Genomic DNA, 23,404 nt, shown 5'->3' on the forward strand with positions numbered 1-23,404 from the left:
TCCGGAGCCTCAGCCGGCCACCCCCACCACCAGCCAGATGAATCCCGCCCCCGCGATCGTGCACAGCAGGGTCGAGCGGGCCGGGTGTTCGTGGTGGGCCTCAGGGAGGATCTCGGCCGCCGCGAGGTAGAGCAGCGCGCCGCCGAAGAGGCCGAGATAGCCGCCGAGCACCTGTTCCGGGATCGTGAACAGGAGGGTGGAGGCCGCGCCCAGCACGGGGGCCACCGCGTCCGCGAGCAGCATGGCGATCGCCCGGCGGCGGGCGTTCCCGTACAGACTCGTGATCGTGTACGTGTTGAAGCCGTCCGCGAAGTCGTGGGCGACCACGGCCAGCGCGACGGCCGTGCCCATGGAGCCGTCCACCTGGAAGGCCGCGCCGATCGCCACGCCGTCCATGGCGCTGTGGCCGACCATCGCGGCCGCGGCGGTCAGGCCCACCTCGGGGGTCCGGCCGTCCCCCTCCTGCGCGCCGTGCGCGGCCTGGCGCACGGCCAGCAGACGTTCCACCAGATGGGCCAGCAGGAAGCCGGCCACGAAGAGCAGCAGGGCGGCCGGGACGCCGAACACCTCGGTGCCGGCCGCGTCCAGCGCCTCGGGCAGCAGGTCCAGGCCGACGACGCCCAGCATCAGGCCACCGGCCAGGCCCAGGACGAGATGGCGGCGGTCGGTCACCCGCAGTGCCGTCCAGCCGCCGGCCAGCGTCATCAGGAACGCGCCGAGCGCGACGAGTACGGCCATGTGCCCTTGGTATCGGATCAAGGCCCCGCTCCGCACGTCCGACAAGCCCCGGTCGCGCCCGGCCGACCCCCGCGGCACTGAACTTCCGCGCACCGAACCACCACAGCACTTCCGCAGCACTGAACATCCGTACGAGAGGACCGAACCCATGGCCGATGCCCCCGCCGGCAAGGTGATCTTCGTCGGTGCCGGCCCCGGCGCCGCCGACCTGCTGACGTTTCGCGCCGCGCGCGCGATCGCGGAGGCCGACGTCGTGATCTGGGCGGCCAGCCTGGTCCAGGAGGAGGTCCTTCAGCACGCGCGCGAAGGGGCGGAGATCCTCGACTCGGCGACCATGTCGCTGGAGGACGTCGTCGCCGTCTACGAGCGGGCGCGTCAGGAGGGCCTGAAGGTGGCCCGGATCCACTCCGGCGACCCCGCGCTGTGGGGCGGCACGCAGGAGCAGCTCGACCGGTGCGCGCGGATCGGTATCGCGACCGAGGTGATCCCGGGTGTCTCCGCCTTCTCCGCCGTCGCCGCGCTCGCACAGCGTGAACTGACCATCCCCGAGGTCGCGCAGTCCGTCGTGCTCACCCGGCTCGGCGGCGGCAAGACGCCGATGCCGCCCGGGGAGGAGGTGCGGGAGTTCGCCAAGCACGGCACGACCATGGCCGTCTTCCTGTCGGCGGCCCGCAGCGGACAGCTGGTGCGGGAGCTGCTGGAGGGCGGTTATCCGACCGGCACGCCCGTCGTGGTGGCGTACCAGGCGACCTGGCCCGAGGAGCTGATCGTGCGGTGCACGATCGAGACGCTGGAGGAGACGGTCAAGGAGCACAAGCTCTGGAAGCACACCCTCTTCCTCGTCGGCCCCGCCCTCGACGCGCACGGCACGCGCTCGCACCTCTACCACCCCGGTCACTTCCACGGTTTCCGCAAGGCGGACCCCGAGGCCCGCCGGGCGCTGCGCGAACGCGGGGCGAGTACGTGATCACGGTCGTCGGTACGGGGACGGGGGCGCCGCTCCCCCCGGACGCCGCGGCCGCCGTGGCCGGGGCGCGTCTCGTGGTGGGCGGCCGGCGGCATCTCGCGGCCGCGCCGGTGCCGCCGGACGCCGAGCGGGTCGTCCTCGGCACGCTGGCACCGGCCCTGGACGTCATCGAGCGGCATCTGGACCGGCGGAGCCCGGTCGTCGTGCTGGCCTCGGGGGACCCGGGGTTCTTCGGGATCGTGCGGGCGCTGGCCGAACGGTTCGGCAGCGAGGCGCTGGACGTGCGGCCCGGGGTCTCCTCCGTCGCCACCGCCTTCGCCCGGCTCGGGCTGACCTGGGACGACGCCGTGGTGGTCAGCGCTCATGGGCGTGCGCTGCGGACGGCGGTCAACGTGTGCCGGGCGCAGCCGAAGGTCGCCGTCCTGACCGGTCCGGGCGCCGGGCCGGCCGAGCTGGGGGCGGCGCTCGACGGCGACGCCCGGGTCCTCGTCGTCGCCTCGGCGCTGGGCTCGCCGGACGAGCGCGTCGAGCGGGTGACACCGGCCGAGGCCGCCGGGCGGGACTGGGGTCCTGCGGTGAGTGTCGTGCTGTGTCTGGACGAGACACGGGCGCTCGGTGCCGTACGGACGGTCGCCGGGCCGCCCGCCGGGCCGGCCGGATGGGCCCTGGACGAGGCGGAGTTCGCCCACCGCGACTCGATGATCACCAAGTTCGAGGTGCGGGCCCTCGCCCTGGCCCGGCTCGGGCCGCGGCTGGGCGAGCTGGTCTGGGACGTCGGCGCGGGCTCCGGGTCCGTGGCCGTGGAGTGCGCGCGGTTCGGCGCGGCCGTGACGGCGGTCGAGAAGACCCTCGACGGCGTCGAGCGGATCCGCGCGAACGTGGCCGCGCACGGCGTGGACGTACGGGTGGTGCACGGCGAGGCGCCGACCGCCCTGTCCGGACTCGGCGATCCCGACGCGGTGTTCGTCGGCGGCGGGGGGCGCGAACTGCCCGCCGTCGTCGCCGCATGCGCCGCGCGCGCCCGGCGGACGGTCGTCGTCGCGATGGCCGCCCTGGACCGGGTGCCCGCCGCGCGGGCGGCGCTCACCGGCGCCGGTCTCGACTGCGACGGCGTGCTGGTGCAGTCCTCGCGCCTCGCGCCGCTGCCGGGTGATGTGACCCGGCTGGCGGCGACCAACCCCGTTTTCCTGCTGTGGGGTGTACGGAATCCCGTGCACCCCGTGTATCCCCTGTATCGAGAAGGAGTCGCTCAGTGATCGGCCTCATTTCCGCCACCGCGGCGGGGGCGGCTGCGCGCGACCGGCTGGCCGCGGCGTGGCCGGACCGCACCCGCGTGTACGAGGGTCCCGTGGGGGACGCCGTACGGACCGCGTTCGCGCAGTGCGAGCAGCTCGTGTGTTTCCTGGCGACCGGAGCGGTCGTACGGCTGGTGGCGCCGCTGCTCGGCGACAAGGCCTCGGACCCGGGTGTGGTGTGCGTCGACGAGGGCGGGCGGTTCGCCGTGTCGCTGGTGGGCGGGCACGGCGGCGGGGCCAATGAACTCGCCCTGGCGGTGGGCGAGGTGCTGGGCGCCGAGCCCGTGGTGACGACGGCGACGGACGCCGTCGGGCTGCCGGGCCTGGACACGCTCGGTTTCCCGGTGGAGGGCGATGTCGCCGCCGTCTCGCGGGCCCTGCTCGACGGCGAACCGGTCGCGCTGCGGGCGGAGGTGGCCTGGCCGCTGCCCGCGCTGAAGGTCTCCGCCGAGGGCGCGTACACGGTCCGGCTGACCGACCGTCTCGTGGAGCCCGCCGAGGGTGAGGCCGTCCTGCGGCCGCCGTCGCTCGTCGTCGGTGTCGGTGCCTCGAAGGGGGCACCCGTGGACGAGGTGCTGGGGCTGATCGAGGCCTCGCTCGCCGACGCCGGACTGTCCGCCCGCAGCGTCGCCGAACTCGCCACCGTCGACGCCAAGGCCGAGGAGCCCGGCATCGTCGAGGCGGCCGGACGCCTGGGCGTTCGGCTGGTCACCCACTCCGCCGAGGAGCTGGCCGCCGTCGAGGTGCCCCACCCCTCCGACGCGCCCCTCGCGGCCGTCGGCACCCCCTCCGTCGCCGAGGCCGCCGCACTCCTGCGCGGCGGTGAACTCCTCGTCCCCAAGCGGAAGTCGGAGCGCGAGGACGGCCGGCCCGCCATGGCGACCTGTGCCGTCGTACGGCGTCCCGCGCGCGGGCGGCTCGCAGTGGTCGGGCTCGGCCCGGGCGCCCGGGACCTGCTCACCCCGCGCGCGAAGGCGGAGCTGCGGCGCGCCGCTGTGCTCGTCGGGCTCGACCAGTACGTCGACCAGATCCGCGACCTGCTGCGGCCGGGCACCCGGATCCTGGAGTCGGGGCTCGGCGCCGAGGAGGAGCGGGCCCGCACTGCCGTCGAGGAGGCCCGCAAGGGGCAGGCGGTCGCCCTGATCGGCAGCGGGGACGCGGGCGTGTACGCCATGGCCTCCCCCGCGCTCGCCGAGGCGTCCGACGACATCGACGTGATCGGCGTGCCCGGTGTCACCGCCGCCCTCGCCGCCGCCGCGATGCTGGGCGCGCCGCTCGGCCACGACCACGTGTCGATCAGCCTGTCCGACCTGCACACGCCGTGGGAGGTCATCGAGCGGCGGGTGCGGGCGGCGGCCGAGGCGGACATCGTCGTGACGTTCTACAACCCGCGCAGCCGGGGCCGGGACTGGCAGCTGCCCAAGGCGCTCGCGATCCTCGCCGGGCACCGGGAGCCGACGACACCGGTCGGGGTCGTACGCAACGCTTCGCGCCCGGACGAGTCCGCGCGCCTGACGACGCTGGCCGCACTGGACCCGGCGACCGTCGACATGATGACGGTCGTGACCGTGGGCAACACGGCGACCCGGCGCATCGCCGGGCGCATGGTGACGCCGCGCGGCTACCGCTGGCAGGAGGAGCCCCGGTGAACCGTGTGATCCACCCGATCGAGGTGGAGTCCTACCGGCGGATGCGCGCCCGTCTGGACACCTCGCACCTCGCGCCCCTCACCCGGGCCGTCGTCGAGCGGGTCGTCCACTCCGCCGCCGACCTCGACTACGCGAGCGATCTCGTCATGGACGAGGACGTGCTGGTGAAGGCCCATGCCGCCCTGCACGCCGGCGCGCCCGTCGTCGTGGACGTCGAGATGGTCGGGGCCGGCATCACCCGGCGCGAGACCGTCTGCCGGCTCAAGGACGCCGTCGCGGGGCCGGGGCTGACCCGTTCGGCCCACGGCATCCGCCTCGCCCACGAACAGGTCGGCCCCGGCGCCCTGTGGGTGATCGGCAACGCGCCGACCGCGCTGGAGGAGCTGCTGACCCTGGACGCCGCCCCGGCGCTCGTCATCGGCCTGCCCGTCGGTTTCGTCGGCGCGGTCGAGTCGAAGGCCGCGTTGCGCGAGAGCGGGCTGCCCGCCGTGAGCAACGTGTCCGAGAAGGGCGGGTCGGCGGTCGCCTCGGCCGCCCTCAACGCCCTTCTGTACCACCCCGTTCCACACTCCGAGGAGACATCGTGACCACCCCGCCGCCCGCCCTGCTCATCGCCGGCCACGGCACCCGGGACGACGCCGGGGCCGAGGCCTTCCGCGACTTCGTCCGGGAACTGGGGCGCCGCAACCCCGGCCTGCCCGTCGCCGGCGGCTTCATCGAGCTGTCCCCGCCGCCGCTGGGCGAGGCGGTGACCGAGCTCGTGGAGCGGGGCGTACAGCGCTTCGCCGCCGTCCCGCTGATGCTGGTGTCCGCCGGGCACGCCAAGGGGGACATCCCCGCGGCCCTGTCCCGCGAGAAGGAACGGCACCCCGGCATCTCCTACACCTACGGCCGTCCGCTGGGCCCGCACCCCGCCCTGCTGACGGTGCTGGAGCGACGGCTGGACGAGGCGCTCGGCGGCGCCTTGCGCACTCCCGAGGACCGCGCCGACGTGACCGTGCTGCTGGTGGGGCGCGGGTCGACCGACCCCGACGCCAACGCCGAGGTGCACAAGGCGGCGCGGCTGCTGTGGGAGGGCCGGGGATACGCGGGCGTGGAGACGGCGTTCGTGTCGCTGGCGGCGCCGGACGTGCCGAGCGGGCTCGACCGGTGCGTGAAGCTCGGCGCGCGGCGCATCGTCGTCCTGCCGTACTTCCTGTTCACCGGGATCCTGCCGGACCGGGTGCGGCAGCAGACCGAGGGCTGGGCGGCCGCGCACCCCGAGGTCGAGGTGCGGTCGGCGGACGTCATCGGCCCGGAGCCCGAACTGCTCGACCTGGTGATGGAGCGCTACGCGGAAGCCCTGAAGGGCGATCTGCGGATGAACTGCGACTCGTGCGTGTACCGCATCGCGCTGCCCGGCTTCGAGGACAAGGTGGGCCTGCCGCAGCAGCCGCACTTCCACCCGGACGACGACGGCGACCACGGGCACCACCATCACGGAGGACACGCACACTCCCATGCGCACTGAGGGACACGACCTGCGGCACCACGGGGACGCCGAGGTGCGGGACGACGGATCGGCCCTGGTCGACCTGGCCGTGAACGTCCGCGCCGACACACCGCCCGGCTGGCTGCGGGAGCGGATCGCCGATTCGCTGACCGGCCTGGCCGCCTACCCCGACGGGCGGGACGCACGGGCCGCGGTGGCCCGGCGGCACGGGCTGCCGGTGGAGCGGGTGCTGCTGACGGCGGGCGCCGCGGAGGCCTTCGTCCTGCTCGCGCGGGCCCTGAAGGTCCGCCGGCCGGTCGTGGTGCACCCGCAGTTCACCGAGCCGGAGGCGGCCCTGCGGGACGCCGGCCACACCGTCGACCGCGTCCTGCTGCGGGCGCGGGACGGCTTCCGGCTGGATCCAGCGGCCGTCCCGGAGGACGCGGACCTGGTGGTGATCGGCAATCCGACGAACCCGACCTCGGTGCTGCACCCGGCCGCCTCGATCGCCCGGCTCGCCCGCCCCGGGCGGACGTTGGTGGTGGACGAGGCGTTCATGGACGCGGTGCCGGACGAGCGGGAGGCGCTGGCCGGGCGCACCGACGTGCCGGGTCTCGTGGTGCTGCGCAGCCTGACCAAGACCTGGGGCCTGGCGGGGCTGCGCATCGGCTACGTCCTGGCGGCCCCGGAGACGATCGCGGAGCTCGAGCAGGCGCAGCCCCTGTGGCCCGTCTCCACCCCCGCCCTCGCGGCCGCCGAGGCGTGCGTCTCGCCGCGGGCCCTGGCCGAGGCCGCGCACGCGGCGCATCGCGTCGCCGCCGACCGGGCCCATCTCGTCGCGGGCCTGGAGGAGTTCGCCTCCGACGGGCTCCGGGTGGCCTCTCCCGCCGAGGGGCCCTTCGTCCTCGTACGGCTGCCGCGGGCCGCGGCCGTACGACGGCATCTGCGCACCCTCGGCTTCGCGGTCCGGCGCGGGGACACCTTCCCGGGGCTGGACGAGGAGTGGCTGCGGCTGGCGGTGCGGGACCGGGTGACGGTCAACTCGTTCCTTCAGGCGCTGGACCGGGCGCTGACGCTGGCGCGGCACTCGGACGGCGGGCCAGCAGCACGCTGACGGCGGCCACCCACAGCCCCGCCAGCATGAAGGCGAAGAACCCGACCCAGGGGACGAAGACCAGGACCCCGAGGGCGACGGCGGCCCAGCTCAGCCACCGGGGCCAGGGACCGGCCGCGGCACGGACCGTGGCCAGTCCCGCGGCCAGCAGCATCAGGCCCATTCCGCCGACGAACGGGATGAAGAAGTCCTCGCTGAGCGCGTTGAGCGTCTGGAGCGAGGCATCGGCCGCGGCCTCCTTGTCCGAGAGGTCGACCAGGGCCAGGCTGAGGGAGGCGCCCACCAGGAAGCCCACGGCGATCAGGACACCGCCCGCGACCACCGCCCGGTGCAGCCAGTCACCGCCCGGGACGGCCCGTACCACCTGGGCCAGGTGGGCGGCGAAGAGGACGAAGAACACCGAGGCGAGCACCAGCAGGTACAGGCTGACGGCCGTCTGTGCCCGGTGGTCGTCGTAGTAGGACCTGACCTCGCCGCCGCGGGCGTCGACGTCCGGTGTGTCGCCGAAGAGCAGGAAGGCGACGACGGTCAGCGCCACGGCCAGCAGGCCGGTCAGCGGTGCGACGCGCATGGGGAACACCTCCTACCCCCCTGCGAGGCCGAACTTCTCGCCTCCACGCTCGCAGAGATCCCGGTACACCGCCATTCAGGTGATTTCCCGGCGCCGTCACTCAGTGTGTACGCCGTGTCCGGCGCCGGGCCAGCGCCACCGCTCCCCCGCCGGCCAGGACCAGGGCGAGCGCGCCGCCCGCGAGGTACGGGGTGGTGGAACCGCCGCCGGTCTCGGCGAGGTTCGCCTCGGCGGGGGCGCCCTGGGGCTCTACGCCGTGATCTTCGTCCGGCGTGGTGGGCGGGACCGGTGCCGGGGGTGCCTCGCAGGTGGCCTTCGCCAGGGTGAGGGTGCCGGTCACCTCGGCCACGTTGAGCTTCGCCGGGTTGACGGAGACGGTGAGTTCGAGGGCGGTGGCGGCGGCCGTGCGCGAGGTGGTCGCCGTCCTCGACAGGTCCAGGCGGACCTCGCCGACGCCGGGGACCGTGACGTGGGTGGGGCCGCCGGTGGTGACCTTGACCCGCTTGCCGAGGACCGTCACCGCGCCGAGCAGGTTCGCGGAGGCGGCCGGGGGCTTCCCGGCCTCGCAGGTCGCCTTCGAGGTGACCCCTTCGAGCTCGACGAGGGACAGCAGGGGCAGGCCGGGGACGTGCACCTCGGCGTGGGCGAGGCGGGTGCTGCCCTCGGCCCGGCCGGCGGTGACCGTCGCCTTCGCGTCGGCCACCTCCGCGGCCAGCACGCTGAAGGGCTGTCCGCCGTCCACACCGTCCAACCGGGCGGTCAGGGCGGTCTGTTGAGCACTCCGTGGTGCCTGGACCTCGTTGAGGGCGACCGCGAGCGGCACGTCCACGGTCCGGTTGAGCAGGGCCACGTCGAGTCCGGTGCGCAGGACGACGGCGCTCGCGCGCCCCTGGTCGGGGGTCGCGTGGGCGGGGCCCGTGCCGGCCAGGGCCGCGGGACCCGCGGCCAGGGCGGTGGCCGTCGCGACGGTGGCCAGACGGCGTGCGGGCATGCGGAAGGTGTTGCTGTTCAAGGGTGGGACCCCCAGAAGAGACGCTTCGGGACCCCGCAAGAATCACGTATGCCGGGGCAACCGTCAGCGCGCCGACGGGAGTTCACCCGTATGCGAGTCCCCCGCGCACACCTTCGAATCTCCCGGCGCGCGGTCGCCGGCTCACTCCACGACCCGCCCGTTCAGCACCACCCTGCGCGGGGCCGACAGCACGCGTACGTCCGCACGCGGGTCCGTCTCGTACACCACGAGGTCGGCCGCCTCGCCCTCCTCCAGGCCGGGGCGGCCGAGCCAGGGGCGGGCGTTCCAGGTGGTGGCGGCGAGGGCCTCGACGGGGGTGAGGCCGGCCGTGACCAGTTCCGCGACCTCGGCCGCGACGAGCCCGTGCGGGAGCGTGCCGCCGGCGTCGGTGCCGACGTAGACCGGGATGCCGGCGTCGTGGGCGTTGCGGACCGTGTCGTAGCGGCGCTCGTGCAGTCGCCGCATATGGGCGGACCAGCGGGGGAACCTGGTCTCGCCGCCCTCGGCGAGGGTCGGGAAGGTCGCGATGTTCACGAGGGTGGGGACGATGGCCACGCCCCGCTCGGCGAACAGCGGGATCAGCTCGTCGGTCAGGCCCGTGGCGTGTTCGATGCAGTCGATGCCCGCCTCGACCAGGTCCGTCAGCGAGCTCTCGGCGAAGCAATGGGCGGTCACGCGCGCGCCCAGGCGGTGGGCCTCGGCGATCGCCGCCTCCACGGCCCCGCGCGGCCAGCAGGCCGACAGGTCGCCGAGGTCGCGGTCGATCCAGTCGCCGACGAGCTTCACCCAGCCGTCGCCGCGCCGGGCCTCCTGGGCGACGTACGCGACCAGGTCGTCCGGCTCGATCTCGTGGGCGAAGCCCCGGATGTAGCGCCGGGTGCGGGCGATGTGCCGGCCCGCCCGGATGATCTTCGGGAGGTCCTCGCGGTCGTCGGTCCAGCGGGTGTCGGAGGGCGAGCCGGCGTCGCGGATCAGCAGGGTGCCCGCCTCGCGGTCGGTCAGCGCCTGCTTCTCCGCCACGTCCTGGTCGACCGGGCCGTGCGCGCCCAGGCCCACATGGCAGTGGGCGTCGACGAGCCCGGGCAGCGCCCAGCCCTCGACGGTACGGACGTCGTGGGCGCCGACGGGACGGTCGTAGGAGATCCGGCCGTCGACGACCCACAGGTCGTCCCGTACGTCCTCGGGGCCGACCAGGATCCGGCCCTTCACGTGCAGCACCGCGTGATCGTTCATGCATCGCACCCTAGTGAGCGGACCGGAGCGCCGGGCAGGCGGCCGGGGCCTCACCGCTCCCAGGGCGGAGGGCCCTCGAAGGCGAGCTGGTGGACGTCGAAGAGGACGGCGGCCTCGACGCCGAGGGCGGGGCCGCCCTGCCTGGCCGCCCAGGTCAGGAAGGGGCCGGGGTCGAAGCCCTGGGCGCCGAGGCCCTTGGTGTACTCGGCGTGGGCGGTCAGGGAGGCGATGCCGCGCTCCAGGGGCTCGCCCGAGACGTCCACGCCGTGGGTGGGCCGGTCGCTGCCGGCGACGCACACGCGGCGCACCCCGCCCCAGGGTTCGAGGCCCTCGTCGGCGAGTTCGGGGAAGATCCAGCGGTTGCCCGCGTCCCGGGCCGCGTCGAGGGCGGCCAGGCCCACCACACGGTGGTCGGCCTGGTTGATCACTCCGGCGACCATACGGATGTCGTAGGCGCCGGTCACCACGATCTCGGGGCGGTGGCGGCGGATCGCCCGCACGATGTCGCGGCGCAGGGCCGGTCCGTACTCGATGGTGCCGTCGCGGTGGTCGAGGAACTCGACCGTGTCCACGCCGACCTCGCGGGCCCCGGCCCGCTCCTCGGCCTCGCGCAGCGGGCCCGCCTCGTCGGGGTGCAGTCCGTCGATGCCCGCCTCTCCGCGGGTCGCCAGCAGGTAGGTGACCTGCTTGCCCGCGGCCGTCCAGCGGGCCACGGCGGACGCCGTGCCGTACTCGATGTCGTCCGGGTGCGCCGCCACGGCCAGGCATCGTTCCCAGTCCTCCGGCAGCGGGGGCAGGGCGGTGCCCGCTCCGAAGCCGCTCGCGTCGTCGAGAGTCGTCATGCACCGAATGATGACGGTCGGCGCACTGTGGGCGACAGAGGCGCGTATGCCCTTTTGGGGCGCCTTTCTCAGTCGCTCTTCGGTTCGCCGCCGCCCACCTGGTCCGACGTCTCCTCCTCCACGTCGGCCATCGCGGGGTCGAGCAGGCGGGACAGGAAGTGGCGGGTGCGTTCGTGGCGGGGGTTGCCGATGACCTGCTCGGGGGTGCCGTCCTCGACGATCACTCCGCCGTCCATGAAGACGACCCGGTCGGCGACCTCGCGCGCGAAGGTCATCTCGTGGGTGACGACCATCATGGTCATGCCCTCGTTCGCGAGCATCCGCATCACGGCCAGGACGTCCCCCACCAGCTCGGGGTCGAGCGCCGAGGTCGGCTCGTCGAACAGCATCACCTCGGGGCCCATCGACAGGGCGCGGGCGATCGCGACGCGCTGCTGCTGGCCGCCGGAGAGGGAGGAGGGGTAGGCGTCCGCCTTCTCCGCGAGGCCCACCCGCCGGAGGTTCTCGGCGGCGACCCCTGCCGCCTGCGCCTTGCCCCGTCGCAGGACCCTGCGTTGGGGCAGGGTGAGGTTCTCGGTGACGGTCAGGTGCGGGAAGAGGTTGAACTGCTGGAAGACCATGCCGATACGACGGCGTACGGCGTCGATGTCGACGTCCGGGTCGGTGAGTTCGGTGCCGCCGACGAAGACCTGGCCCTTGGTGGGGTCTTCGAGGAGGTTGACGCACCGGAGCAGGGTCGACTTGCCGGAGCCGGAGGGGCCGATGACGCACACGACCTCGCCCTGGCCGATCTCCAGGTCGATGCCCTTCAGGACCTCGTTGTCGCCGAACGACTTGTGCAGGCCCTTGACCTGGATCTCCGGCCGCGCGCCAGGACTCTTCTCGCTCATTTCACGGCCTCCTGGGCCTTCGCCTCCATACGGCGTACGACGAAGCCGAGCGGGATCGTGACCAGCAGGTAGCACAGGCCGGCGACGAGGATCGGCGTGGAGTTGGCGGTCGTACTGGCCAGGTCGCGGCCGTACTTGGACAGTTCGCGCTCCTCCAGGGTGACGCCGAGGAACAGCACCAGCGAGGAGTCCTTGAAGAGCAGGACGAGTTCGTTGGTGAGCGGCGGGAGGATGATGCGGAACGCCTGCGGGATGATGATCGAGATCATGGCCCGGGCGGGCGAGAAGCCCAGCGAACGGGCCGCCTCCATCTGCCCCTTGGGCACCGCCTGGATGCCCGCGCGGATCGTCTCCGCCATGTAGGCGGCGGCCACCAGGCCGAGTGCGAGGGCGACCTTGCCGTAGGTGCCGCCGATGATCTCGGTGCCCGGGAAGGCGAGCGGGACGGCGACGCCGATGAAGATGAAGATCAGCAGGGCGGGCAGCCCGCGGAAGATCTCGATGTACACCCCGGCGAACCAGCGGTACGGGCCCACCGACGACAACCGCATCAGCGCGATGACCATGCCGAGGACGAGTCCGACGACGAAGCCGGAGAGCGTGTACAGCACGGTGTTCTTCAGCGCCATCGTGATGACGTCCGGGAACATCTGCTCGGCGATGTCGGCCTGCGCGAACTGGTTCTTCAGCCGGCCCCAGTCCGCCGAGACCGCGAAGGCGGCCACGGCGGCGACGAAGAGGACGTACTGGATACCGCGGGACAGGCTGCGCTTCTGACGGCGGGTCAGTCCCTTTCTGCGGGGCGGGAGTTCGGTCTTGGCGGGAGCACTCATGAGGCGGACGGGGAGGCCGCGGTCTCGTCGTACGGGCCGATCCACTTCTCGTACAGCGTCTTGTAGGTGCCGTCGGCCCGGGCGTCGGCGAGCGCCTTGTCGATGGCGGCCAGCAGCTTGGTGTTGCCCTTCTTCACCGTGAAGCCGTACTGCTCACCGGTGTTGATGTTGTCGGCGACCTCGAAGGCGTCGGCGTTGGCCTTGGTCTTCAGCCAGCCCTGGACCACGGGGTAGTCGATGATGACGGCCTTGACCTGGCCGGAACGCAGGCCGTTGAGGACGGCGTCGGAGGACTCGAAGGAGACCGGGTCGAAGCCCTGCCCCTTGGCGTAGTCCTCGCCGGTGGTCTGCGCCTGGGCGCCGAGCTTGCTCTTCTTGGACTTGGCGTCGGCGAGCGAGGTGATCCCGCTGCCCTTGGCGACCAGGAGGGCCTGGGTGGCGTCGAAGTACGGGGCCGAGAAGTCGACGTTCTTCTTGCGCTCGTCGGTGATGGTCATGCCGGCCGCGGCCAGGTCGCACTCGCCGGAGTTGAGGAAGGCGCCGGTCTTGAAGTTCTCGAAGGGGGTGTCGAGGATCTCCTGTTTCACGCCGAGGTCCTTGGCGGCCAGGTCGATCAGCGCGACGTCGAAGCCCTGGACCTTGCCGTCGATCTCCGACTGGAAGGGCGGGTACGGCAGGTGCGTGCAGGTCGTCAGCTGCCCGGCCTTGACCAGCTCGACACCGCCGGCCGCGGTTTTCGAGCCGCTGCCGCCGTCGTCGCTGGAGGTACAGCCGGAGACAGCCACGAGCAGCAGCCCGGCCGTCGCGGTGGTGGCGGCCAGGACGCGGGTCCGGCGCCCGAGGAGCGTGTTCACGGCGGGCCTTCCTATGGGTGAGCTGTGGCTTCTGATTATAAGGAGAGGTTTGAGGCTCTCAAATCAATCCGATGGTTCTGATGCCGTATGGCCTAGGAAGTCACCGGTCCCTGGGGCGGGTGGGGTGCCGGTTACCCTCGTCTCCCCTACCCCGTGAGTGAAGTGAGCACCGCCGTGACACACCCGTTTCTGCATCTGGCCCCGTTGACCGCGGCGCGCTTCGCGTCGATCGAGGACCGCGTGGCGCGGCTGCTGCGCACGGAGCAGGACGTCGTGATCATGCAGGGTGAGGCGCTGCTGCCGCTGGAGGGGGCGATCCGGGGGACCGCCGGTCCCGGCACGACCGCGCTGAACGTCATCACCGGCCCCTACGGGCAGACCTTCGGCGACTGGCTACGGGACTGCGGCGCGACGGTGATCGATCTGCCGGTGCCCTTCCACACGGCGGTCACGGCCGGGCGGATCCGGGAGGCCTTCGCCGAGCACCCGGAGATCGACTTCGTGTCGCTGGTGCACGCGGAGGCCGCGACGGGCAACACCAACCCGGTCGCGGAGATCGGCGAGGTCGTACGGGAGCGGGGCGCCCTCTTCTACCTGGACGCCGTCGCCTCCGTCGGGGCCGAACCGGTGCTGCCGGACGCGTGGGGCGTGGACCTGTGCGTGATCGGGGCGCAGAAGGCGATGGGCGGTCCCGCCGGGGTGTCGGCGGTGTCGGTGAGCGCGCGGGCGTGGGCGCGGATGGCGGCGAACCCCCGGGCGCCGCGCCGGTCGTACCTCTCCCTGCTCGACTGGAAGGAGCGGTGGGTCGACGGCGGGCGCAAGGCGCTGCTGCACGCTCCCGCGCAGTTGGAGATGCTGGCGCTGGAGGCGTGCCTGGAGCGGATCGAGGCGGTGGGGCTGGACGCGGTCATGGCCCGGCACGCCTCGGCGGCGGCCGCGACGCGGGCCGGCGCGGTGGCGCTGGGCGGCGGACTCCAGCCGTACGTGGACGAAGCCGCGGACGCGGCCCCGGTCGCCACGACCTTGCGGGCGCCCTCGGGCGTCGACGCCTCCGAGCTGGTGACCCGCGCCCTGGAGTCGGACCCCGGCGCCCCGCTCGCCGCGGGCGGCGGCGCCCTGGCCAAGGAGATGATCCGCGTCAACCACTACGGCCCGGACGCCACCCCGGGAGCCGTCCGCGCGAGTCTGTCCGCGCTCGGCGCCGCACTGGCCGCCAGGGGACTGACGGTGGACGTGGAGGGCGCGCTGTGGGCGGCGGAGGATGCCCGGCGGTAACGCCGACCCGAATTCCGGCGTAATCCCGGCCTAATTCACGAGAGAATTCATGAATTCACTCGAGCGCAGCTTCCCGTATTCTTCTGCCCGCTTTTCCTCGGGCTAAACGCAAAGATTCTGCGGACGCGAAGCGATGTAAGTCGGGGGGATCTCGTGGGGGTTACATGCCTGTGACGCGTTACACATCGTGGGGGATTTGAGTAGTATGTGACGTCCAAATCGGTAGATACCGGGCTCTTTTCGTGCGGACGCACGCGCTCGCGCGATAACACAAGAGATGCCCGGACGTAACCCCACCCGGCGATGCAATTTTGAATTTCCCTCGGTAAATTCAATTCGCATGACTGCCGCACAAGCAGACCTGCACATCGACCGCCCGACGGTGGCCGACGGCGCCGCACTGTGGCGGATGGCAAAGGACTCGAAGGTCCTGGACCTGAACTCGTCCTACAGCTATCTGCTGTGGTGCCGCGACTTCGCCGCCACGTCCGCCGTGGCGCGCGACGAGCACGGCGAGCCGGTCGGCTTCGTCACCGGATACCTCCGGCCGGACCACCCGGCCACCCTGCTCGTCTGGCAGGTCGCGGTGGACGAGGCACACCGCGGCCGCGGACTCGCCGCCGCCCTGCTGGACGGGCTGGTCGCACGGACCGCCCTGGAGCACGGAACCAGCACCGTCGAGACCACGATCACGCCGGGCAACATCGCCTCCGAACGCCTGTTCACGTCGTTCGCCGAGCGTCACGGCGCCCGGCTGGAGCGCGAGGTGCTGTTCGACACGGCCCTGTTCCCCGACGGGCCGCACGACCCCGAGGTCCTGTACCGCATCGGCCCCCTGTCCCTGACTCCCTCTGCCTGACACCCCCCACGCAACGAGGAGCGATTCGTCGTGACCATCACCCAGCCCGACCTCAGTGTCTTCGAGACCCTCGAGTCCGAGGTGCGCAGCTACTGCCGCGGCTGGCCCACCGTCTTCGACCGCGCGCAGGGCAGCCGCATGTACGACGAGGACGGCCACGAGTACCTGGACTTCTTCGCCGGCGCCGGCTCGCTGAACTACGGGCACAACAACCCCGTCCTGAAACGCGCCCTGATCGACTACCTGGAGCGTGACGGCGTCACGCACGGGCTCGACATGTCGACCACCGCCAAGCGGTCCTTCCTCCAGACCTTCCAGGACCTGGTGCTGCGCCCGCGCGACCTGCCCTACAAGGTCATGTTCCCGGGCCCCACGGGCACCAACGCCGTGGAGTCCGCGCTGAAACTGGCGCGGAAGGTGAAGGGGCGCGAGGCGATCGTGTCGTTCACCAACGCCTTCCACGGCATGTCGCTGGGCTCGCTCGCCGTCACCGGCAACGCCTTCAAGCGGGCCGGCGCGGGCATCCCGCTCGTGCACGGCACGCCCATGCCGTTCGACAACTACTTCGACGGCACCGTCGAGGACTTCCTGTGGTTCGAGCGGCTCCTGGAGGACCAGGGCTCCGGCCTCAACAAGCCCGCCGCGGTGATCGTGGAGACCGTGCAGGGCGAGGGCGGCATCAACGTCGCCCGCAAGGAGTGGCTGCAGGCGCTCGCCGAGCTGTGCGAGCGGCAGGACATGCTGCTCATCGTCGACGACATCCAGATGGGCTGCGGACGCACCGGCGCGTTCTTCTCCTTCGAGGAGGCCGGCATCACGCCGGACATCGTGACCGTGTCCAAGTCCATCAGCGGCTACGGCATGCCCATGTCGCTGTGCCTGTTCAAGCCCGAGCTGGACATCTGGGAGCCGGGCGAGCACAACGGCACCTTCCGCGGCAACAACCCCGCCTTCGTCACGGCCACCGCCACACTGGAGGCGTACTGGGCGGACGGCTCCGCGATGGAGAAGCAGACCCGCAAGCGGGGCGAGCAGGTCGAACAGGCCTTCATCTCCATCACCGAGGAGAACCTCGCCGACGTGAAGGAGTACCGGGGCCGCGGCCTGGTGTGGGGCATGGAGTTCCACGACAAGGAGCGGGCCGGCCGGATCGCGAAGCGCGCCTTCGAACTCGGCCTGCTCATCGAGACGTCGGGCCCGGAGAGCGAGGTCGTGAAGCTGCTGCCGGCGCTCACCATCACGCCCGAGGAACTGGACGCCGGGCTCAGCGTGCTGGCCCGTGCCGTCCGCGAGACGGCCTGACCGCCCGACCGCGACAGAAGCACCACCACATCCACCTAGGAGGCATCGCAGCACCGTGATCGTCCGTTCGTTCAAGGACATCGAAGGCACCGACCGGCATGTGAAGGCCGCGTCCGGGACCTGGGAGAGCAAACGCATCGTCCTCGCCAAGGAGCGGGTCGGCTTCTCGCTCCACGAGACGATCCTGTACGCGGGTACGGAGACGTCGATGTGGTACGCGAACCACATCGAGGCCGTCGTGTGCGTCGAGGGCGAGGCCGAGCTCACCGACGACGAGACCGGGCAGAAGTACACGATCACGCCCGGGACCATGTACCTGCTCGACGGCCACGAGCGGCACACGATGCGGATCAAGGAGGACTTCCGCTGCATCTGTGTGTTCAACCCGCCCGTGACCGGCCGGGAGGACCACGACGCGAACGGCGTCTACCCGCTGCTCACCGAACCCGAGGAGGTGTGAGATCACCATGACCACCGCCACCAGGCTTCCCGACCTCTATCCCAGCCGCGGCGCCACCGAGGTGTCCACCCCGCGCAAGGACCCGGTCGTCTGGTCCGCGCCCGGCGCCGCCGGACCGATCCCCGGCGCCGATCTCCAGGCGTTCGAGCGGGACGGCTTCCTCGCCATCGACCAGCTCATCAGCCCGGACGAAGTCCCCACGTACAAGCGTGAGTTGGACCGCATCGTCACGGACCCGGCGGTCCGCGCCGACGAGCGCTCCATCGTCGAGCCGAAGTCCCAGGAGATCCGCTCCGTCTTCGAGGTGCACAAGATCAGCGAGATCTTCGCGAACCTCGTGCGCGACGAGCGGGTCGTCGGCCGGGCCCGGCAGATCCTCGGCTCCGACGTGTACGTCCACCAGTCCCGGATCAACGTCAAGCCGGGCTTCGGGGCCAGCGGCTTCTACTGGCACTCCGACTTCGAGACCTGGCACGCCGAGGACGGCCTGCCCAACATGCGCACGGTGTCCGTCTCGATCGCGCTCACCGAGAACTACGACACCAACGGCGGTCTCATGATCATGCCGGGGTCGCACCGGACGTTCCTCGGGTGCGCGGGGGCCACGCCGAAGGACAACTACAAGAAGTCCCTCCAGATGCAGGACGCGGGCACGCCCTCCGACGAGGCGCTGACCGCCATGGCCTCCGAGTACGGCATCAAGCTCTTCACGGGCAAGGCCGGTTCGGCGACCTGGTTCGACTGCAACTGCATGCACGGCTCGGGCGACAACATCACGCCCTTCCCGCGCAGCAACGTGTTCATCGTGTTCAACAGCGTGGAGAACACGGCCGTCGAGCCGTTCGCGGCGCCCGTGCGGCGGCCGGAGTTCATCGGGGCGCGGGACTTCACGCCGATCCGGTAGGCACCGATCCGGCAAGTACCGCGTTCCGCGCGTTCTCCGCGCTTCTCCGGAGCGGGCGGTGTCACAGCCAGGACAGTGACGCCGCCCGCTCCAGTACGTTCCGTACGGCGTCCTCGTCGCCGCTGGAACCCCGCGGCACCGCCCCGGGCGCGTACCGGCCGCCGACCAGAAGGCAGAAGTCGACCGGGTCCAGGGCCAGTTCGGCCCGGACGGGCTCCGCGTCGGAACCCAGCACCCAGCGGTCGCCGCCGTCGACCGCCAGGAGCACGGGCGGCGCGGCCGGCCCGAGCGCCAGGCCCAGGACGCGGACCGCCAGCCGGATCAGCTGCCACAGATGCGCCTCGGGCGGCGGCGGGACCGTCAGGCCGAGGGCGCGGCCGATGTCGTCGGTGTGAATCCACGTCTCGAAGGCCCGCACCAGGAACTGGTCGGCGACCGGCAGCCGCATCCCCATCAACTCGACCGCCCGCGCGGCCCGTTCGGGGTCACGTGCCTCGTCCGTGGCGAGCAGCGCGTCCGCCTGCGCGGACCAGTCGGCCACGGTCTCCTCGGGCGTACGGCCGTACTCGTGGGCGATGACGTCGGCGGTGCGGCGGTTCCAGGCGTCCTGCCAGGGCTGGGCGGGTGTGGTCGCGGTGGTCTCGTGCGTCGGGGAGAGCGGCACCCTCGCCTCGATGCCCAGCAGGGCCGCGAGGGGTTCGTCGGCGGCGAGCAGATGGGCGAGGGTCGCGTGTACGTCCCAGTCGTGCACCACGGGGGTGGACCAGTGGGCCTCCGCCTCGGGCAGCAGCGCCCTCAGGCCGGCGACGGCGGCGGCGTAGGGGGTCGCGTGCGCGGCGACTTGGGAGGTGGCGGGGCGGCGGGTGCCGAGTGCGGCGGACCGGAGGGAGGCGGGGAGGGTGTCTTCGGGGTGGGGGTGGGTGGAGGGGGTGGGCGGGTGCGGGGCTGTCCGGCCGTCCAGGAGTCGTACGGTCTCCTTCAGGTGTTCGGCCTCTGTCCCACAGGTCTCGCACTCTGCCAGGTGCCGCCGGACCGTCTTCTCCTCGGCCGGTTCCAGTGCGCCGAAGGCCCAGGCGGCCAGCAGGTCGCGCACCTCGTCGTGCTCGGTCACCGGATGCCTCCCTTCCTGGCTCCCCTGCCTGCCATCATGCGCCCTTTCCCCACGCCGGGTCGGGCGGGTCGGCCAACGACTCGGCCAAGGTGCGTAACGCGGTGCGCAGTCTGGTCTTGGCGGTGCCCTCGGGGATGCCGAGTTCCACGGCGGCCTGGCGGTAGGTGCGGCCCGCGAAGTAGGCGAGGTGGACCACCTCCCGTTGCGGCTCCGGGAGTTCGGCCAGCGCGGAGTGCAGCAGCAGGGAGCGCTCCCGTTCGACCACCGCCTCGTCGGGGCCGGGGCAGGCGTCCGCGATGGCGTGCAGCGCGTCGTCGTCGGACCGGGCGTCCTTGCGGTGCCGGGCCTCGCTGCGCACCCAGTCCACCGCCCGCCGGTGCGCCAGCACCGACAGCCAGGTGCGCAGGGTCCCGCGGCCCGCGTCGAAGGCGTACGGCCTGCTCCACAGCTGGGCGAAGACCTCCTGCGCCACGTCCTCGGCGGCCCCCGGACTGCGGGTGACCCGGACGGCCACCGCCCGTACCAGCGCGCCGTACGCCCGGTATGCCTCCGTCAGCGCGGACTCGTCGCCGTACACCAGCCGCCGGTGCAGCTCCGCGTCGGCGGACGGCTCGACGGACGTCTTGCCCGTGGACTCCAACGACACCACCACCCCTTGGTGCCCTTCCTAGCGTCCTCGACGGGCCCGCGCCAGTGGTTCAGGGAGACAGGGCCTCCAGCAGGCGTTCGACGTCGTCGGATGTGTTGTACAGGTGGAAGGAGGCCCGCAGGTTGCCCGCGCGGTCGGAGACCTCGATGCCCGCCCGGCTCAGGTCGGGCTGGCGGTGGCCGAGGCGGGGCACCGAGACGATCGCCGAACCCGGGGCGGGCAGCGGTTCGTGGCCGAGCGCGGTGAGTCCCGTGCGGAAGCGGTCGGCGAGCGCGAGGTTGTGGGTGTGGATGGCGTGCACGCCCAGTTCCTCCATGAGTTCGAGTGAGCTACGCGTTCCCGTGTAGGTGAACAGCGCGGGGCTCACGTCGAACCGCCGGGCCGAGTGGGCCAGTTCGGTGATCGGGCCGTAGCAGCTGTTCCAGGGTTCCTCGCCCGCGACCCAGCCGGCCAGCAGCGGTGTCAGGTCGCCGAAGTCCTCCGGCACGACGAGGAAGGCCGCGCCGTGCGGGGCCAGCAGCCACTTGAACGTCGTCGACACGGTGTAGTCGTAGGCGTTCGCGTCCATCGGCAGCCAGCCCGACGCCTGGGAGAAGTCCACGTAGGTGCGGGCGCCGTGGTCCTTGGCCGCCTCGCGGAGCGCGGGCAGGTCGGCGAGGCGGCCGTCGGCGGACTGGACTGCGCTGACCGCGACGAGTGCGGTGGTCCGGCGGACGGATTCGGCGATCCGCTCCAGCGGGACCGTGCGTAGCTTGAGGTCGCCTCGGGCGTGGAACGGGTTCACCACGGAGGCGAAGTCGTCCTCCGCCGTGAGGACTTCGGCACCCGGGGGCAGCGAGCCGGCGACCAGCGCGGACTGGCTGGAGACCGAGGCTCCCGCCGCGACCCGGGTGACCGGGACGCCGACGAGCCGGGCGAAGGCCGCCCGGGACGCCTCCACGTCGGCGAACAGGGGGTCCAGGGGGCCGCCCTCGGCTCGGATCATTGCGGCCTCGTGCAGCGCCGCCGTGGTGCGGGCCGGTAGGAGGCCGCTGCTCGCTGTGTTGAGGAAGGTGTTCTTCGGGGCGAACTCGGAACGGACGAGGCTCTCGAAGGTCTCCATGGGACCACTGTGGGGGTCTGACTCTTCTCTCGTCTATTGCGAGTTTCTGCGTGGTTTCGCCAAGAGTTCCTTATACGTCCGTGCTGAGCTGGGGTCTTGGTGGGGGTGGCGTCTTCTTCAGTGCTGCGGGACCGCGCAGCCGTCGGGGCCGCAGGCCTCCGCGTCGGAGTCCTCGATCAGCTTGAGCGGGGGGCGTTCGCCCCAGGCCTGGGTGAGTGCGCGGGTGAAGACGTCGGTGGGCTGGGCGCCGGAGACGCCGAACTTGCGGTCCAGGACGAAGAAGGGGACGCCGGTGGCGCCGAGTTCTGCGGCCTCGCGCTCGTCCGTGCGGACGTCGTCCGCGTAGGCCGTGGGGTCGGTGAGGACCTTGCGGACGGTTGTTTCGTCGAGGCCGGCGGTGACGGCGAGTTCCACGAGGCGGTCGTCGCCCTCGGAGAAGACGGAGCGCTCCTCGGCGAAGTTGGCCTGGTAGAGGAGCTGGATCAGCTCGTTCTGCTTACCGTGTTCCTTGGCGAGGTGGAGGAGCCTGTGCATGTCGAAGGTGTTGCCGTGGTCGCGGCCCTCGGTGCGGTACGCGAGGCCTTCGGCGGCGGCCTGTGTGCCCAGGTTCTCCTCGCCCGCGCGGGCCTGGGCCTCGCTCATGCCGTACTTCTTGGTGAGCATCTTGATCACGGGCTGGATGTCGCCCTTCGCACGGCCGGGGTCCAGCTCGAAGCTGCGGTGCACCACCTCGACGTGGTCGCGGTGCGGGAAGGCGGCCAGGGCCTTCTCGAAGCGGGCCTTGCCCACGTAGCACCAGGGGCAGGCGATGTCGCTCCAGATCTCGACGCGCATGTCTCGGCTCTCTCGGTCGTGCGGGTACGGAGGCTCCCTCCGCCGGTGGGTGAACATTCAAGCAGTCGTTGTTCATTCCCGGGCGTGATGCGATGCCTCGCGGCGCGCTGTGCGGCTTCGGTGGGGGCGGATGTAGCGCCCACGGTTGTGGGGTGGGTCGGGGCCGGGGCGGGGGGTCTCCGTCCTCGGTCCGGCGGTGCTGTGTCTCCTAGCTGTACTGCGTGTCGGACGCCGGACGCTGCGGGCGGACACCCCCCGCCCCGTCCCCTTACCGCCGTGGGCGGCCACAGCGCCCACCGCCCGGAGGGTGCCTCATGCCCAACGGCGGCTTTCCCTACCTAAGGGGCGCGGGGAACTGCGCGACCAGCCCCCACACGCCCGCAGACAACACACGACCTCACGCCGCGCCCCGCGAAACGCCCCGGTGACTGAACTGGGCTCGGTAGGCGGTCGGGGTCAGGCCAGTCCGGCGGACGAGGTGCGCGCGCAAAGAATCCGCCGTGCCGAGACCGCTGGTGTGGGCGATCTGGTCCATGGGGAGGGTGGTCGTTTCGAGGAGTTCCTTGGCGCGTTCGATGCGTTGGTGGAGGAGCCACTGGAGGGGGCTGACGCCGCTCTCGGCGTGGAAGCGGCGGGTGAGGGTGCGGACCGAGACGCCGGCGTGGCGGGCCAGGTCCGTGAGGGTGAGGGGCTTGTCGAGGTTGCGCATGGCCCAGGCGCGGGTGTCGGCGCAGGTGGTGCCGCGTTCGGGGGGCAGGGGGGTCAAGGTGAACTGGGTCTGGCCGCCGGGGCGGACGGGGGCGACCAGGGCGAGGCGGGCGACCTCGTTGGCCACGGCGGCGCCGTAGTCGGTGCGGATGATGTGGAGGCACAGGTCGATGCCGGCCGCGTAGCCGGAGGCGGTGAGGTAGGGGCCGTCCTGGACGTAGAGGACGTCTCCGCACAGGTCGACGTCCGGGTATCGCCGGCGGAGTTCGTCGGCGTGGGCCCAGTACGTCGTGGCCTTGCGGCCCTGGAGCAGGCCCGCCTCGGCGAGTTGGAACGTGCCGGTGCACAGCGCGGCGATGCGCTTGCCGCCGGCCGCCGCCTCGCGGATGGCTGCCACGATCCGCGGGTCCGGTTCGTAGGGCGCTCCGGTGCCCGCCACCATCACCGTGTCCGCCTCGCCCAGGGCGTCGAGGCCGTGCCGTACCTGGAGGTCGAGGCCGGCGGAGGTGGGCAGGGGGCCCGTTTCGGCCGCGCAGATGATCACGTCGTAGCCCGGCTGGCCGTGGCTGACGACCTTGCCGAAGAGCATCTCCGGGATCGCGAGGTTGAACATCGAGACGGGCGAGGGCGCGATGACGGCGACGCGGTGCGGTGTGGGTGGCTGGAGCATGGCCAGAACCTCCGGAGGTGTGGCGTTCCGGCCACTACTGTACGGCGGCGATGATCCGCAG

At 72.3% G+C, this 23,404-nt stretch carries 24 protein-coding genes; 11 read left to right on the plus strand and 13 right to left on the minus strand.

Features of this window, described 5'->3' with window-relative positions; genetic code table 11:
- Positions 1–9: 9 nt before the first annotated feature.
- Entirely contained in the window at positions 10–738 is a 729-nt protein-coding gene (locus SLINC_RS11200; protein ID WP_067430171.1) for a ZIP family metal transporter, read from the minus strand.
- Positions 739–886: 148 nt separating this feature from the next.
- Between SLINC_RS11200 and cobM the strand changes: the two genes are divergently transcribed.
- The 6 genes from cobM to cobC are packed head-to-tail and all read left to right on the plus strand — an operon-like array spanning position 887 to position 7,234.
- Positions 887–1,705 carry a precorrin-4 C(11)-methyltransferase gene (cobM, locus tag SLINC_RS11205; protein ID WP_067430174.1) on the plus strand — a complete coding sequence of 273 codons (819 nt, stop codon included), beginning with the start codon at positions 887–889 and terminating at the stop codon, positions 1,703–1,705.
- Complete coding sequence (locus tag SLINC_RS11210) at positions 1,702–2,961, plus strand: bifunctional cobalt-precorrin-7 (C(5))-methyltransferase/cobalt-precorrin-6B (C(15))-methyltransferase (protein WP_067430177.1); 1,260 nt, start codon at positions 1,702–1,704, stop codon at positions 2,959–2,961. Before cobM ends, SLINC_RS11210 begins: the two co-directional genes overlap by 4 nt.
- Positions 2,958–4,649, plus strand: a complete 1,692-nt coding sequence (gene cobJ / locus SLINC_RS11215) for a precorrin-3B C(17)-methyltransferase (protein WP_067430180.1) — start codon at positions 2,958–2,960, stop codon at positions 4,647–4,649. The genes SLINC_RS11210 and cobJ overlap by 4 nt, the downstream gene beginning before the upstream one ends.
- Positions 4,646–5,236, plus strand: coding sequence for a precorrin-8X methylmutase (locus SLINC_RS11220; protein WP_067430183.1), 591 nt, complete (start codon positions 4,646–4,648; stop codon positions 5,234–5,236). The genes cobJ and SLINC_RS11220 overlap by 4 nt, the downstream gene beginning before the upstream one ends.
- Entirely contained in the window at positions 5,233–6,159 is a 927-nt protein-coding gene (locus SLINC_RS11225; RefSeq protein WP_067430186.1) for a sirohydrochlorin chelatase, read from the plus strand. The genes SLINC_RS11220 and SLINC_RS11225 overlap by 4 nt, the downstream gene beginning before the upstream one ends.
- Positions 6,149–7,234 (plus strand): Rv2231c family pyridoxal phosphate-dependent protein CobC, encoded by a 1,086-nt coding sequence (gene cobC / locus SLINC_RS11230; protein WP_067430189.1) that lies wholly within the window; start codon positions 6,149–6,151, stop codon positions 7,232–7,234. Before SLINC_RS11225 ends, cobC begins: the two co-directional genes overlap by 11 nt.
- Here cobC and SLINC_RS11235 read toward each other — a convergent pair.
- From SLINC_RS11235 to SLINC_RS11265, 7 genes are all read right to left on the minus strand, one after another.
- Complete coding sequence (locus tag SLINC_RS11235; RefSeq protein WP_067430192.1) at positions 7,158–7,805, minus strand: hypothetical protein; 648 nt, start codon at positions 7,803–7,805, stop codon at positions 7,158–7,160. The two genes, cobC and SLINC_RS11235, sit on opposite strands and share 77 nt — an antisense overlap.
- A 100-nt stretch (positions 7,806–7,905) precedes the next feature.
- Positions 7,906–8,817: an SCO1860 family LAETG-anchored protein gene (locus tag SLINC_RS11240; protein ID WP_067430195.1), complete on the minus strand. Its 912-nt coding sequence runs from the start codon at positions 8,815–8,817 to the stop codon at positions 7,906–7,908.
- Positions 8,818–8,958: 141 nt separating this feature from the next.
- Positions 8,959–10,050, minus strand: coding sequence for an amidohydrolase family protein (locus tag SLINC_RS11245; protein WP_067430196.1), 1,092 nt, complete (start codon positions 10,048–10,050; stop codon positions 8,959–8,961).
- A gap of 50 nt (positions 10,051–10,100) precedes the next feature.
- Positions 10,101–10,892, minus strand: a complete 792-nt coding sequence (locus tag SLINC_RS11250; RefSeq protein WP_067430199.1) for a PIG-L deacetylase family protein — start codon at positions 10,890–10,892, stop codon at positions 10,101–10,103.
- A gap of 68 nt (positions 10,893–10,960) precedes the next feature.
- The gene (locus SLINC_RS11255) at positions 10,961–11,782 is read right to left on the minus strand and encodes an amino acid ABC transporter ATP-binding protein (RefSeq protein WP_067430202.1); all 822 of its coding nucleotides are present in this window, start codon (positions 11,780–11,782) and stop codon (positions 10,961–10,963) included.
- Complete coding sequence (locus SLINC_RS11260) at positions 11,779–12,615, minus strand: amino acid ABC transporter permease (protein ID WP_067430204.1); 837 nt, start codon at positions 12,613–12,615, stop codon at positions 11,779–11,781. The genes SLINC_RS11255 and SLINC_RS11260 overlap by 4 nt, the downstream gene beginning before the upstream one ends.
- Positions 12,612–13,469: an ABC transporter substrate-binding protein gene (locus SLINC_RS11265; protein ID WP_067430207.1), complete on the minus strand. Its 858-nt coding sequence runs from the start codon at positions 13,467–13,469 to the stop codon at positions 12,612–12,614. Before SLINC_RS11265 ends, SLINC_RS11260 begins: the two co-directional genes overlap by 4 nt.
- A gap of 174 nt (positions 13,470–13,643) precedes the next feature.
- Here SLINC_RS11265 and SLINC_RS11270 point away from each other — a divergent pair, with 174 nt between their 5' ends.
- The 5 genes from SLINC_RS11270 (at position 13,644) to thpD (ending at position 18,269) form a co-directional block, all read left to right on the plus strand.
- A complete protein-coding gene (locus SLINC_RS11270; protein ID WP_067445232.1) occupies positions 13,644–14,744 on the plus strand; it encodes a pyridoxal-phosphate-dependent aminotransferase family protein in 1,101 nt (366 codons plus the stop codon).
- Between the two features lie 340 nt (positions 14,745–15,084).
- Positions 15,085–15,603, plus strand: coding sequence for a diaminobutyrate acetyltransferase (gene ectA, locus SLINC_RS11275; RefSeq protein ID WP_067430210.1), 519 nt, complete (start codon positions 15,085–15,087; stop codon positions 15,601–15,603).
- 30 nt (positions 15,604–15,633) lie between these two features.
- Positions 15,634–16,905 (plus strand): diaminobutyrate--2-oxoglutarate transaminase, encoded by a 1,272-nt coding sequence (ectB, locus tag SLINC_RS11280; protein WP_067430213.1) that lies wholly within the window; start codon positions 15,634–15,636, stop codon positions 16,903–16,905.
- 55 nt (positions 16,906–16,960) lie between these two features.
- A complete protein-coding gene (locus SLINC_RS11285) occupies positions 16,961–17,365 on the plus strand; it encodes an ectoine synthase (protein WP_067430215.1) in 405 nt (134 codons plus the stop codon).
- 7 nt (positions 17,366–17,372) lie between these two features.
- Positions 17,373–18,269 carry an ectoine hydroxylase gene (gene thpD / locus SLINC_RS11290; protein WP_067430218.1) on the plus strand — a complete coding sequence of 299 codons (897 nt, stop codon included), beginning with the start codon at positions 17,373–17,375 and terminating at the stop codon, positions 18,267–18,269.
- 61 nt (positions 18,270–18,330) lie between these two features.
- On the opposite strand, the gene SLINC_RS11295 is transcribed toward thpD, so the two are convergent.
- The 5 genes from SLINC_RS11295 to SLINC_RS11315 all read right to left on the minus strand — a co-directional run bounded on the left by SLINC_RS11295 (position 18,331) and on the right by SLINC_RS11315 (position 23,343).
- Positions 18,331–19,380 (minus strand): maleylpyruvate isomerase family mycothiol-dependent enzyme, encoded by a 1,050-nt coding sequence (locus SLINC_RS11295; RefSeq protein ID WP_067430221.1) that lies wholly within the window; start codon positions 19,378–19,380, stop codon positions 18,331–18,333.
- A gap of 34 nt (positions 19,381–19,414) precedes the next feature.
- Positions 19,415–20,020: an RNA polymerase sigma factor gene (locus SLINC_RS11300; protein ID WP_375141525.1), complete on the minus strand. Its 606-nt coding sequence runs from the start codon at positions 20,018–20,020 to the stop codon at positions 19,415–19,417.
- Between the two features lie 58 nt (positions 20,021–20,078).
- Positions 20,079–21,131 carry an aminotransferase class V-fold PLP-dependent enzyme gene (locus tag SLINC_RS11305; protein WP_067430228.1) on the minus strand — a complete coding sequence of 351 codons (1,053 nt, stop codon included), beginning with the start codon at positions 21,129–21,131 and terminating at the stop codon, positions 20,079–20,081.
- A gap of 117 nt (positions 21,132–21,248) precedes the next feature.
- A complete protein-coding gene (locus SLINC_RS11310) occupies positions 21,249–21,965 on the minus strand; it encodes a DsbA family oxidoreductase (RefSeq protein ID WP_067430231.1) in 717 nt (238 codons plus the stop codon).
- Between the two features lie 397 nt (positions 21,966–22,362).
- The gene (locus tag SLINC_RS11315; protein ID WP_067430234.1) at positions 22,363–23,343 is read right to left on the minus strand and encodes a GlxA family transcriptional regulator; all 981 of its coding nucleotides are present in this window, start codon (positions 23,341–23,343) and stop codon (positions 22,363–22,365) included.
- Between the last annotated feature and the right edge of the window lie 61 nt (positions 23,344–23,404).

This window comes from Streptomyces lincolnensis (assembly GCF_001685355.1).
GTDB classification, from domain to species: Bacteria; Actinomycetota; Actinomycetes; order Streptomycetales; family Streptomycetaceae; genus Streptomyces; species Streptomyces lincolnensis.

Excerpts from the sequence above, each read along its gene's own strand:
- SLINC_RS11235 (WP_067430192.1), bottom strand. The coding sequence starts at position 7,805 with ATGCGCGTCGCACCGCTGACCGGCCTGCTGGCCGTGGCGCTGACCGTC.
- cobM (WP_067430174.1), top strand. The coding sequence starts at position 887 with ATGGCCGATGCCCCCGCCGGCAAGGTGATCTTCGTCGGTGCCGGCCCC.
- SLINC_RS11200 (WP_067430171.1), bottom strand. The coding sequence starts at position 738 with ATGGCCGTACTCGTCGCGCTCGGCGCGTTCCTGATGACGCTGGCCGGC.
- SLINC_RS11310 (WP_067430231.1), bottom strand. The coding sequence starts at position 21,965 with ATGCGCGTCGAGATCTGGAGCGACATCGCCTGCCCCTGGTGCTACGTG.
- cobC (WP_067430189.1), top strand. The coding sequence starts at position 6,149 with ATGCGCACTGAGGGACACGACCTGCGGCACCACGGGGACGCCGAGGTG.
- SLINC_RS11260 (WP_067430204.1), bottom strand. The coding sequence starts at position 12,615 with ATGAGTGCTCCCGCCAAGACCGAACTCCCGCCCCGCAGAAAGGGACTG.
- SLINC_RS11250 (WP_067430199.1), bottom strand. The coding sequence starts at position 10,892 with ATGACGACTCTCGACGACGCGAGCGGCTTCGGAGCGGGCACCGCCCTG.
- SLINC_RS11245 (WP_067430196.1), bottom strand. The coding sequence starts at position 10,050 with ATGAACGATCACGCGGTGCTGCACGTGAAGGGCCGGATCCTGGTCGGC.
- SLINC_RS11305 (WP_067430228.1), bottom strand. The coding sequence starts at position 21,131 with ATGGAGACCTTCGAGAGCCTCGTCCGTTCCGAGTTCGCCCCGAAGAAC.
- SLINC_RS11255 (WP_067430202.1), bottom strand. The coding sequence starts at position 11,782 with ATGAGCGAGAAGAGTCCTGGCGCGCGGCCGGAGATCCAGGTCAAGGGC.
- SLINC_RS11315 (WP_067430234.1), bottom strand. The coding sequence starts at position 23,343 with ATGCTCCAGCCACCCACACCGCACCGCGTCGCCGTCATCGCGCCCTCG.
- ectA (WP_067430210.1), top strand. The coding sequence starts at position 15,085 with ATGACTGCCGCACAAGCAGACCTGCACATCGACCGCCCGACGGTGGCC.
- thpD (WP_067430218.1), top strand. The coding sequence starts at position 17,373 with ATGACCACCGCCACCAGGCTTCCCGACCTCTATCCCAGCCGCGGCGCC.